The 11,984-nt window shown below is 47.3% G+C and carries 11 protein-coding genes; 5 read left to right on the top strand and 6 right to left on the bottom strand.

Going from position 1 to position 11,984, the window contains the following annotated elements:
- Nucleotides 1-3: 3 nt before the first annotated feature.
- The 3 genes from D0S45_15940 (at nt 4) to D0S45_15930 (ending at nt 3,848) form a co-directional block, all read left to right on the top strand.
- Nucleotides 4-1,191, top strand: a complete 1,188-nt coding sequence (locus tag D0S45_15940; protein ID TIH13014.1) for a response regulator — start codon at nt 4-6, stop codon at nt 1,189-1,191.
- 55 nt (nt 1,192-1,246) lie between these two features.
- Nucleotides 1,247-3,085: a methyl-accepting chemotaxis protein gene (locus tag D0S45_15935; protein TIH13013.1), complete on the top strand. Its 1,839-nt coding sequence runs from the start codon at nt 1,247-1,249 to the stop codon at nt 3,083-3,085.
- A gap of 70 nt (nt 3,086-3,155) precedes the next feature.
- Nucleotides 3,156-3,848 carry a response regulator gene (locus D0S45_15930; protein TIH13012.1) on the top strand — a complete coding sequence of 231 codons (693 nt, stop codon included), beginning with the start codon at nt 3,156-3,158 and terminating at the stop codon, nt 3,846-3,848.
- 143 nt (nt 3,849-3,991) lie between these two features.
- Here the strand turns inward: D0S45_15930 and D0S45_15925 are convergent, their stop codons facing one another.
- The 3 genes from D0S45_15925 to D0S45_15915 all read right to left on the bottom strand — a co-directional run bounded on the left by D0S45_15925 (nt 3,992) and on the right by D0S45_15915 (nt 6,765).
- Nucleotides 3,992-4,312: a hypothetical protein gene (locus D0S45_15925; GenBank protein TIH13011.1), complete on the bottom strand. Its 321-nt coding sequence runs from the start codon at nt 4,310-4,312 to the stop codon at nt 3,992-3,994.
- Between the two features lie 72 nt (nt 4,313-4,384).
- A complete protein-coding gene (locus tag D0S45_15920; protein ID TIH13010.1) occupies nt 4,385-5,101 on the bottom strand; it encodes an SPOR domain-containing protein in 717 nt (238 codons plus the stop codon).
- A 20-nt stretch (nt 5,102-5,121) separates the two neighbouring features.
- Nucleotides 5,122-6,765, bottom strand: a complete 1,644-nt coding sequence (locus D0S45_15915) for an arginine--tRNA ligase (GenBank protein TIH13009.1) — start codon at nt 6,763-6,765, stop codon at nt 5,122-5,124.
- A gap of 209 nt (nt 6,766-6,974) precedes the next feature.
- On the opposite strand from D0S45_15915, the gene D0S45_15910 reads away from it, so the two are divergent.
- Both D0S45_15910 and D0S45_15905 read left to right on the top strand, forming a co-directional pair.
- Nucleotides 6,975-7,880, top strand: coding sequence for a YitT family protein (locus D0S45_15910; protein ID TIH13008.1), 906 nt, complete (start codon nt 6,975-6,977; stop codon nt 7,878-7,880).
- Between the two features lie 2 nt (nt 7,881-7,882).
- Nucleotides 7,883-8,680: a hypothetical protein gene (locus tag D0S45_15905; GenBank protein TIH13007.1), complete on the top strand. Its 798-nt coding sequence runs from the start codon at nt 7,883-7,885 to the stop codon at nt 8,678-8,680.
- Between the two features lie 52 nt (nt 8,681-8,732).
- On the opposite strand, the gene D0S45_15900 is transcribed toward D0S45_15905, so the two are convergent.
- The 3 genes from D0S45_15900 to D0S45_15890 all read right to left on the bottom strand — a co-directional run.
- Complete coding sequence (locus tag D0S45_15900; GenBank protein ID TIH13006.1) at nt 8,733-9,413, bottom strand: hypothetical protein; 681 nt, start codon at nt 9,411-9,413, stop codon at nt 8,733-8,735.
- 347 nt (nt 9,414-9,760) lie between these two features.
- Nucleotides 9,761-10,438 (bottom strand): hypothetical protein, encoded by a 678-nt coding sequence (locus D0S45_15895; protein TIH13005.1) that lies wholly within the window; start codon nt 10,436-10,438, stop codon nt 9,761-9,763.
- A gap of 56 nt (nt 10,439-10,494) precedes the next feature.
- The coding region (locus D0S45_15890) for a hypothetical protein (protein TIH13004.1) at nt 10,495-11,984 on the bottom strand (1,490 nt) is incomplete at its 5' end.

The raw sequence follows: 11,984 nt of genomic DNA, 5'->3' as shown, positions 1-11,984 counted from the left end.
AAGATGACCGAAGTCAAAGAGCAACTGCTCACCGAACATAAGATTAATGTTCTGCTGATAGATGACCAGCCCATGGTGGGCGAGGCTGTGCGGCGCATGCTTGAAGGCGAGGAAGACATTGATTTCCACTTTGTGAGCGACCCGACCAAGGCCATCCCTACTGCTGAAGCGTTGCAGCCCACAGTTATTTTACAGGACCTTGTTATGCCTGAGATTGACGGTATGACCATGGTCAAGTTCATGCGGGTCAATTCCAAGCTAAAGGATATTCCCCTGATCGTTCTTTCCACCAAGGAAGAGCCGGCCACTAAGGCCGAGGCTTTCGCCCTTGGTGCCAACGATTATCTGGTCAAACTTCCTGATCGTATCGAGCTTCTGGCCCGCATCCGTTACCACTCCAAGGGTTACATCAACCTGTTGCAGAGGAACGAGGCCTATGAACAATTGCGTGAAAGCAGAGATGAAATGCGTAAGGAACTGGCAGTTGCTGCCGATTACGTAACATCGCTGTTGCCGGACCCGGTTAAAGAGGGAAATATTCAGGCGGACTGGCGTTTTATTCCTTCCGCATCACTGGGCGGGGATTCCTTCGGCTACCACTGGCTCGATGATGAGCATTTTGCCATGTATCTACTTGATGTTTGTGATCACGGGGTCGGCTCGGCACTGCTTTCTGTTTCAGCCATGAACGTGCTCCGCTCCCAGACCTTGCCGGATACAGATTTCCTTAAACCGGACGAAGTGCTGACATCTCTGAACGATTCTTTTCAGATGGATCAGCAGAACAACCTTTATTTCACCATGTGGTACGGAATATATCGTAAATCGGACCGGACCTTAACCTTTTCAAGCGGCGGACATCCACCGGCTTTGCTGATTTCGGCCGGGGAAACGCAGCAGTTGCGTACTCCGGGAATGATTGTGGGCGGCATGCCAGATATGACCTACACCAGTGACAGCGTGATAGTTGAACCGGGATCGCGTTTCTTTCTTTACAGTGATGGAGTTTACGAGCTGAAGAAGGTTTCCGACGGTAAAATGTGGGAGTTCGAGGAGTTCTCCGGGTTCATGAAAGGGACTGCGGGAGAGCTTGGTAAGCCTATTGATCAGCTTATAGACCACACCCGTCAGTTGCAGGGCGGCGAGCTTTACGAGGATGATTTTTCCATGGTGGAGTTTGTCTTTGCCTAAGCATGGAGCTTAGAAACAGGCTTTGCAATTAATCGGGAATTTAAGAGGACTGAGAATGAGTATCCGCAAACAGTTCATAACCGGGTGTGTGGTTTTCTGCATAGCCCTGACCGTGGCCATAATGTGGCTGGTTTCAGATTATGCACGTGACACCCTGATGGATCAGTACCGGTCCAAGGCAGAGATCATGCTGCACACTATGAAAGCAGTGCGCAAGCATACCGGATCTGTGATCCGGCCCAAGGCCACTGAAATTCTGCCGGAAAATAAGTTTGTAACTGAGTTGCAGTCCACTTCCTTTACCGCCAATGGCGTGTTCGATCGTATTCCCGATCTTTTCAGGCATGAGCTGAGCTTTAAAACTGCTTCCACAAAGCCGCGCAATTCTGACAATCTGGCCACCAATGATGAGGCTCGAATTATTGAGGAACTCGACGCCATGGCCCGGGCCGGGCAAAAGCCCTTTATCGGAGAGATTCGCAATATTAACGGCATTGAGTCGTTTATCGTAGCAGAAGGGGAGGCGAACAAGCCCTCCTGCATGGTCTGCCATGGTGATCCCAAGGACGCGCCTCCGTCCATGAAAAGCAGATATCCGGTCAAGAAGGACACGGGTTACTACCGCAAGCCGGGGCGTATTGAATGCGCTATGATTTCGGCCATTCCGCTGGCGGCTATGAATGCTGCTTCTAATCAGGCTCTTGGTGCGGTGGTCTTCATGGGATTTATTTTTATAGTGGTGACCCTCGGTTTTCTGCTTTTCGGCCTGAACCTTATTTTTAGCCCGGTTTCTCAGATTACCAACATTGCTAAGGAAATTGCCTCCGGTGACTTGAACAGTGCCAATGTTTCCATTCGTAAGATGAAGAATATGGCAGAAGGAAAATTCCTTGCAGGCAGGATTATCCGGCCCGGAAACGAAATCGGCAATCTGGTGACTTCCTTTGAAACTATGATTTCCGGTCTTTCAGAGCTGATTGGTGAAGTGCAGTCTTCCGGAGATAATGTCTCAGTGGCCGGAAACAAGATCAGGTCCACTGCCGAGCACATTGATTCCGCAGTAAACAGACAGGCCGCCTCCACCAACGAAGTAACCGCTACCAGCAGGTTGATTAGCAAGACTTCCAAGAATCTGGTGGAAGTGATGGCTGATGTTGCCGATAGTGCCAGCGAGTCCGCTCATATGGCCGAGACCCTGCAAGGCAATATCGAACGGCGTGAACAATCTTTGATCAGGCTCGTTGATTCAACTGACAATGTTTCATTGCGGCTGGCGGCCATCAACGAAAAGGCCAGCAGGATCAACCATATTGTAACTAAGATTGCCAGAATTTCCGATCAGACCAATCTACTCTCGCTTAACGCGGCTATTGAAGCGGAAAAGGCCGGACAGTTCGGTCAGGGCTTTTCCGTGGTTGCCCGCGAGATGCGGAGGCTGGCCGACCAGACGGTCATTGCCGCAGAAGATATCGAACTCATGGTCAGGGACATGCAATCCGCAGTCAGTTCCGGAGTCATGGAAATGGAAACCTTCAACCATGAAGTGCGTTCCAGCGTGGATGAAGTGGAAAAAATGAGTGCTGATCTGGGGCAGATTGTGGATCAGGTCCGGGTGCTTAAACCCCGTTTTGTGGATGTTTCCCGCTCTATGGGTGATCAGGCCGACAGTGCTGAGCAGATCAGTGATGCCATGGGTGATCTTAGTGAGACCGCTGCCGGAACCACGGAATATCTCGAAGAATTCAAGCGTACTGTGGCAAGTTTGAACTACACCGTACATAGTTTGACCGGTGCTGTTGACGGTTTCCAGACTGTTGAGGATGATTTTTTCTCCTCATCGGACGAAAAGGAAGAGCCTGCAAAGGATAAAAGCGAATCGGAGCCGGAGAATTAACACAGTTGTAACGGTTCCGCCTTAATTCGTACCAATGTTACAGGTAAGGTCCGTCCAAAAGGAGAACATTGTGTCAGTTGAGAAAATACTGGTTGTTGAAGACCATAACGATACTATTGAGTTGTTGAAGTACAATCTGACCTCTTCCGGTTACGAAGTTGTGACCGCTATGGACGGCCATAAAGCTTTGGATCAGGCCGGAAAGGAGAATCCTGACCTGATCCTGCTGGATCTCATGTTGCCCGGCATTGACGGGCTTGAAGTCTGCCGCAGGTTGAAGCAGGAGGTCGCCACTCAGCATATCCCGGTGGTCATGCTTACCGCCAAGGGTGAGGAAGTGGACCGGGTTGTGGGGCTTGAACTGGGCGTGGACGATTACATTGTCAAACCATTCAGTCCCCGTGAGCTGGTCCTGCGAGTCAAGGCCGTGCTGCGCCGCAGTCGTGAAGTTCCTGAGTCGCGCCGTCCCGGAAAATGGAACCGCGAAGGTCTTTCCGTGGATTTTGAAGCCCACACAGTGGAATGCGACGGCGATCTTGTGGCCCTGACCGCTACTGAGTTCAAGCTTTTTTCCGAATTGTTGCAGCATGAAGGCAAAGTGCGCACCCGCGATCACCTGCTTGATACTGTTTGGGATACACATTTCGAAGGGTATTCCAGAACCGTGGATACCCACATCCGCAGGCTGCGTCAGAAGCTCGGTCCTTATGCGGATTACATTGAGACTGTGCGCGGCGTGGGCTACCGTTTCAAGAATTCGTAGATTTGATTGAATCAGATTTTGAGCGATAAATCCAAAGCAGTATTGTTAATGGCAACTACGGCCCTGATCTGGAGTTCGGGGGGTAGCCTGATAGATTCTGTGACGGTGTGTGGGGCGTTGCCGTTTATGAAATAAGCCAGTTCTTACAGCCCGAAATAATTCCCGGCCGCACCTACTGCGCTACCGAGAATAGCCGACATGGAGAGGATGATCGGAACGGCTTTTTTATCATTTTCCGCAACAAGAATGATGATAGGAAGGGCTGTGAGGACAGCAATGGTCATTCCGTTGGCCCAGCCGGATAGTCCGAAGAGGTTTGCATTTGGTATTAATAATCCCAGCACCAGCCATTGTGTGAAGGCGGAGCTGATTGCAAATATTCCAAGCCGTTGTTTAATCATGGGGGCAATATCAATAATTCCGGCAACGCAACCTATGAGCAGAGCTAGGAGTATTTCATTCATCTGGTGTCCCTTTGATTCGAGTTGTTTATTGAAAAAAAGAAATCCCGGAAGCGTGAACTTCCGGGATTTTTATTAGATAGCTTTCTTGCTCTTCAGGAGCGGCTTCTTGATGCCGTACTTGGCGAGCACTTTTTTCATGCCCGTGGTAGAGTCTGCCGTCCCTGTGTGGCGGACAAAGACCCGGTACCATGTGCGGTTGCCGCCTTTTCCGGCTTCAACGTAGGAATCGAGTCCGCTTGAAACCAGCTTATCGGCAAAAGTCTGTGCCCTTGCGTCATCGCCGAATGATGCGGCCTGATATACATAGTTGTATTTGGGCGCGTCAACATCTTCCGGGTTATCGATTTCCACTGCCGGTTCCGGTTGCTGAACTTCAGAAGTCTTTTTTACTACTTTTACCGCAGGCTTCTCGGTTTTTGCTGGTTCCGTTTTCTTTGCCGGAGCAGCTTTCTTTTCAATCTTGGCAGCTACTTTTTTCTTTGGCTCTTCCGGTTTTACCGCGGACTCAGGTATTTTCTTGAGCTGGTCAATGTAGTCCAGATCTTCGGGTTTGAGCACTCCGCCTTTTACTTCCCCGGATGCGTTGTTTTGGCTGGGCAGCATCATGGCGATTTCGGGCATATCCTTTTCAGGCTGATACCCTCGGCCCAGCAGAATTCCCAGCACAAAGAAGGCGCACAGGGCGGCAACAGCCCCGGCACATAGCCCAATGACTTCGGGCATGGTGAAGGTAAAGGTGAATGTCTTTTCCTGACCGGGAGCGGTCTTCTTTTTTCTGGGTGCAGCCATGGTTGAAACTCCGTATAATGTTACATGCTTTCAGGAGCGGAAACGCCAAGCAGGCTCAGGCCGTTGGCAAGGGTTCTTGCAACTGCCTGCAACAGTACCAGCCTTGCGGCGATTACATCTTCCTCAGCGGAAAGGATGTGGTGCATGGAGTAGAATCTGTGCAGTGCGCTGGCGAGGTCGCGCAGGTAGTAGCTGATTACGTGCGGGCTCATGTTTTTGCCTGCATTTTCAGCAACGTCTGCAAACTGATCCATGAGCTTCATGAGGTTCAGTTCTTCCGCGTTGGTCAGAGCGGAAAGGGGAGCCGCGTCCATGGCGGGAATTTTGATTCCCTGATCGGCAGCTTTACGCATTACGGAGCAGATACGCGCGTGGGCGTACTGTACGTAGTAGACCGGGTTATCCATGGTCTTCTGCTTGACCAGTTCGAGGTCGAAGTCGAGGTGGCTGTCGCTCTTTCTGGAGAGGAACATGAAGCGGGAAGCATCGCGACCTACTTCGTTAACCACGTCTTCGAGAGTTTCAAATTTACCGGCACGGGTGGACATGGCGATCTGTTCTCCGCCGCGCAGCAGGTTGACCAGCTGTACGAGGATTACATCAAGCTGTCCTTTTTTGCCGAGAGCTTCCACAGCGGCCTGCATGCGGGGGACATAACCGTGGTGGTCTGCGCCCCAGATGTCGACTACAATGTCGAAGCCACGTTTGTATTTGTCATCGTGATAGGCGATGTCGGAAGCGAAATAGGTCAGGTCTCCGTTGGACTTGCGCAGCACACGGTCCTTGTCATCACCAAGTTCGGTGGATTTGAACCAGAGTGCGCCGTCTTCTTCGTAAGCCATGCCGCGTTTTTTTAGGTCGGCGAAGGTCTCTTCAACTTTACCTACGGAAACGAGGCTCTTTTCGGAGAACCATACGTCGTGGCGCACATCAAAGGCAGCGAGGTCCTTCTTGATACCTTCAAGAATTTCATCTTTACCATATTCGCGGCAGATGGCGATGGCTTCATCTTCGCTCATATCGAGAATACCGGGATTGCGTTCCAGTACTTCGGCTGCGAGGTCTTTGATGTATTCACCTTTGTAGAAATCTTCGGGGTCAACAATGTCGCGGCCCTGAGACTGCTGTAAGCGGACCCAGATGGAGTTGCCGAGGATGAGCATCTGGCGACCGGCATCGTTGACGTAGTATTCGGCTTCCACGTCATATCCGGTGAATTCGAGGATGCGTACAAGGCAGTCACCAAGAGCGGCACCGCGACCGTGACCGATATGCAGCGGTCCGGTGGGGTTGGCGGAAACGTATTCCACCTGAATCTTGGTGCCTTTGCCGATTTCACTGCGGCCATACTCTTCTCCTTTAGTCAGAACTTCGGGAACGAGGTCCTGCCAGAAGGAGTTGGAAAAAGTGAAGTTGAGGAAGCCCGGTCCAGCGATATCAACTTTTTCAATGTATTTGTCTCCGTCCAGTTCGGACTGGATAGTCTCCGCAATGGCGCGGGGATTCATTCTGGCCTGCTTGGAGAGCATCATGGCGATGTTTGCGGACATGTCGCCGAATTTTTTGTCTTTGGGAGGCTCGATAACGGTCTTTTCCGGCCATTCCCAGCCCTTGGCTTCGAGAATGGAACCGAGAACGTTTTCAAGGTGTTGTTTAGCTTTCATGGTGGATCAAAAATCTCCTTAATAAATTATGACGGCAGCCCTGCCGGGTCCGGTGGGCTGTTTATCTGTTATGTAGGCATGCTTCGCTTATCATCTTTCGGTGCGGCTTCCAAGTGCTGTGTTGGCTCTAAAAAAATCTTAAAGGTTGAGCTTAACTGAGTTTGTGAAAAAACGAATCTATATTGCCTTTTTTTTTAATACAGCAAAATATGGCTGCATACAAAGGAGAATATAAATTGGATACTGAATTTGATGCAGTCATCAACCGTTTTCAGAAAATGAGTTACACCATCCCGTGGAACCTTTTTCTGCTGACTCTCGGTGGGTTCATTGCTGCCATAGCCATAAAAGCAATAATAATTCCGAACTCTTTTCTGCCTAGCGGGATTTCCGGTCTGGGGCTGCTGTTCTATTATATTTTTCCGCAGCTCAGTTCCGGGCTATGGATTTTCCTGCTTAATATCCCGGTATTCCTGATCGGCTGGTTTTTCATCAGCAAAAAATTCTTTTTCTATAGTTTTTACGGTCTGATCTCGCTCAGCTTTTTCATCGAGCTGGTTCCTTGGGCAATTCCATTTGCCGATAAATGGTTGGCAGTGCTTGCCGGGGGAGTTGTGCTGGGCATAGGGTCCGGGATTTCTCTGCGCTCACTTGGTTGCAGCGGCGGGATCGGGATTTTGCTGGTGCTGGCCCGCGAGAAGCTGGGTATCAAGCCCGGGCAGTTTTCCATGGGATTCAATGTCGTTGTGCTGGGAGTCGGTACATTTTGGCTTAATCTCAATGATGTTCTTTATTCTCTGGCAATGATATACGTAGCTTCAGCCGCCATTGACGGGGTGCAGCGTCTGTTTAACCAGCGTAAACTTGTGCTGGTCATCACCACTTTTCCCGAAGATGTGTCCGGGGCGATTATGACTAAGATGGGCAGGGGAACCACCTTGCTCAATGCCAAGGGTGGCTATACAGGCAAAGAAAAAACCGTGATCATGACTGTTGTGGATTCTTTCAGGATCAAGCGTCTTGAGTCCACTGTTTTTACCATTGATCCGGCGGCTTTTGTGATAATCGAATCAACCTTCAGCGTTCTCGGAAAAGGGTTTTCCGTACCGAGGTAGATATGAGCAGAACCATTGCGCTTTTAACTGATTTCGGACTTGATGATCCCTACGTGGGCCAGATGAAGGGAGTGCTGACCGCTCAGGCCCCGGATTCCCGCATCATAGATGTCAGCCACGGGGTGGAGCCGTTTTGCATTTCGCAGGGGGCATTTTTTCTTGCTGCAGCCATGGCCCATTTTCCAAAGGATGCGGTTTTCATTACCGTGATCGATCCCGGTGTGGGCAGTGCGCGCAGGATCATCGCTGCCGAATTCGGAGAGCAGATTGTGCTTGCTCCCGATAACGGGGTTCTTGAACTTGCCGAGACCCGTTTTTCCGGAACCATGATTGTCACCGATTTAAGCGAGACCGCAGCCAAGATTCATAGTTCCGCCACCTTTCATGGCCGCGATATTTTCGCGCCCCTTGCTGCGTCCCTTGCAGGCGGAACCTCCCTTGAGTCCCTAGGACCCAAGCTGCCGTTGCGTGAGATGGTGCGTACCGGAATCAACAAGCCCCTCTGGCTGGAAGACGGCGTTAAAGCCACCATCCTGCACAAGGATCGGTTCGGCAATCTGGTGCTCAATATCCCGGACACCCAGTCTCTGCCGGAACGTATGACCATCCCCGAAGAGCAGCTTCTTTCGGGCAATGATGGCAGCTGTGTAAAGCGGGTTTGCTGCTATGCCGAACTTGAGGCCGGAGCCACCGGGCTGCTGGCCGGAAGCCAAGGCTACTACGAACTGGCTTTGAATCGCGGCGCAGCATCAGAGATGTTAGGGCTTGAGCCGGGGGATGTTTTGACTTTGAAGTTTTGATGTGGAGATAAGAAACAGCCCCCGGATTGGGGTCCGGGGGCTGTTTAGTTATTTATGAATTATCTTCAATAAAAGAATTTTTACCCACAACATAAGATAAAACAATTAGCATGAGATGATGAATTGCAAAAAAAGGACTATATAAATACAAGTCTGTTTTTAACTGTACTAATAAGCCTGCAATGCCGAACACAATACCATTAACAACAAGAAAAATAGTACCTATTAATAAGTTAAGGATAGAGATAGAAAATATTTTTTTAAATGAAAAACATAAACTTGAAAAAGAATATATTAGTGAAGAAAAAAGACCATAAAGCAAAGAACCCACAGTAATCTCTAGTGCACCTTCATATGACAATTCAGACTGTATGCTTGGAACAAAATTTAAAATAAAACTTGATAGCAGCTCTTTAAATTCAGTAATATGATTATTTATTAAAGATGATGACATTATTGTCATCCAACTAATAAACAATAAAGTCAAATAAACAAAGGTCATCCTAAATTGAAAATCAAATCTTATTACTTTCAACCCCATATCTTTGCAGGCAATACAACTCAAAGCAAATGCAATAAATAAATCAGATGTATAAAAAGATGCATAGTCTGTAGCTCCATATATGTTTAGATACACCATTTGACATATGAAGAAAATATACACAAACACCAAAAAAGGAGCTCCTTTAATAGTTGCAGCTTTGATGTCATAAGTGATTTTTTTCAGAAACATAAGCTCTCCAAATAGCCTCTGTAACGGCACTTAAGTGCCGTTACAGAGGCTATTCTTATTATTTTTTGTTACCTTTCATATATTTATTAACCCCTTTGAGGGCTTTGGTGATCGGTGCCACCACCGTATCAGGAGTGGAAAGCTGAACATCAGCGTAATTCTTCAATCCACCTTGAACACCCGCTTGAATGGTATTAATTCGGTTTTTCCTCACTTCAGGATCATTGCTGAAAATATCAAAAACAGAACTCGGTTTAAGGTTGTACAGACCTCCGAGATTAACCTCTTTTTATATTCAATTACAATTAAACAGCCCCCGGACCGGAGTCCGGGGGCTGTTTAGTTATTTATGAATTATCTTCAATAAATGAATTCTTACCCACAACATAAGACAAAATAATCAGTATAAGAAAGTTAACTGCAAATAATGGGGCAAAATATAGTCCTGGTTTCACCTGTGCTAATAATCCCAAAATTCCGAATACAGTGCCATTAGCAACAAGCAAAAGATTTCCTGATAGTAAGTTCACAACAGAGACCGAGAGTATTTTTTTTAGGGAAAAGCTCAAACACGCGAAAGAATATATAACAGGAGAGAAAAACCCATAAAACAAAGACTCCATAATAATACTCAAAGAGCCTTTATAAGATAATTCATATTGGATGTCTGGGAAAAAGCTTAAAATATAAACGGATATAGCGTCTTTAAGTTCAATAATATTGCTATCTATGATGGAGGCTGCCATAAATGATAATTTGTTTATCATCAATAAAGTCAAATAAACAAAAGTCATCCTAAATTGAAAATCAAATCTGATTATTTTTAAATTCAAATCTTTGCAAGCAATACAGCTCAAAGCAAAGGAAATAAACAAACTTGAGGTGTAAACAGATGCATACTCTGTGATTCCAACAAAAAAAACAGACATTGATATACATATAAAATATACATACACAAAAACCAAAAAAGGCCAACTTTTACAAATCACAGAATTAATATCATGTGTTATTTTGTTTAGAGTCATAAGCTCTCCAAAGTATCCCCTGCAACGATATCCAAGTATTGCTACAGGGGATGATTTTATTTTTTCTTATTTTTATTCATAATATTGTCTATTGCTTTGAGTGCCTCTATAGTAGGAGCCACCACCGTATCAGGAGTGGAAAGCTGAACATCAACGTAATTCTTCAATCCACCTTGAACACCCGCTTTAATTGTATTAATTCGGTTTCTCCTCACTTCAGGATCATTGCTGAAAATATCAAAAACAGAACTCGGTTTAAGGTTGCTTGCAGCTGCATTTTTATTTTGTTGTTTTAACATCTCTTTTGCTACCATATCGTTCCAGCTATGCCTGACAGCATTGGTGACAGGTTCGTGCGCGGGCTGTCCCCCATTGATTTTATCTTTGATAAAATCAGAGGCCTGATTTTTGGTGTTGGGATGAGTGAGCGGACTGTATGCCTTGTGGGAGAAATCCAAAGCTTCCGATATGTATTCACCTGCTGTTTCAAGTAAACCTTTGTTTTTCCTCCCGGTCAGGCGACCACTCCGAAAGGCTGTTTTTCCTATGGCAACAAAGTTCCCTTTGTTCTGCTGTGTTTTATCAACAGTTGCTTTAGGGAGGCTTTTCATTTCCGGGGAATGCTGTGCGCTTGATTTACCCGTTATCGTACTGGTGCCCACACCTCCTTCTGTCTTACTGGGCATACTTGCTTGGTTCTGCTGTGCCTTATCAACAGTCTCAGTCAGAGGGCTGGTCGGTTTGTTTTTTAATTCGATGGCACCAGTACTAACCATTTGCCGTATTTTATCTTCACGTTCTTTGGCCGCAGTAATTGTGCGATCCCTTTTCGCCTTTGTTTCAGCTAATTTTGCCTTTTCAGCTTGAAACTCCTTTTGGGCTATTACCGCAGCCCTTTTTTCCATTTCTCGGGCTTGTTGTACACTTGATTTGGCTGAAGAATTATTGTTTTGGTCAGTGTTCTTACCAATGGTTCTGTTCCCGTTAAACCCGAGAGTAGAATGAGCTCTCCCATGGATATTACCTGATCCAAAAGCACCAATGGTGCCATTGCGTCCGTATGAATGGCTTGAACCTTTTTTTGATGAATTATGGTTGGTGTTTTTGGATGTGTTCCTATTAGCTCCAAGAGAAGAATGGGCTCTTGTGTTGGTCTTCCCTGAACCGAATGCTCCGCATAGGCCATTACTGAATAATCCATTCCTATCCACAAAGTTAATCGGATCATCCAGACAATAACCATACACATCAACATCCCCGCCATCATACCCCATCGGGTCAGGAGAAATGAACCTGCCGATGACAGGATCATACTCGCGGTAGCCGAAATGGATCAGCCCGGTATCGGAGTCATAAAGACCACCACAGAAACCGAGCAGCGGATCATGTTCGGGATTGCTGTTCTGTATCCTTCTGCCGAAAGAATCATATAGGACTTCCTGTACGCTATTTCCTGATGGATCGGCAACAGTAAAAACACTCCCTAACTGATCGGTTGCAAAGAGGAATACCTGACCATTACGGATCATTCCCATTGCGCGGCCAT

Source organism: Marinifilum sp. JC120 (assembly GCA_004923195.1).
GTDB lineage: Bacteria > Desulfobacterota > Desulfovibrionia > Desulfovibrionales > Desulfovibrionaceae > Maridesulfovibrio.
The sequence above is the reverse complement of the archived record's forward strand: the minus strand, read 5'-3'. Positions and strand labels throughout refer to the sequence as shown.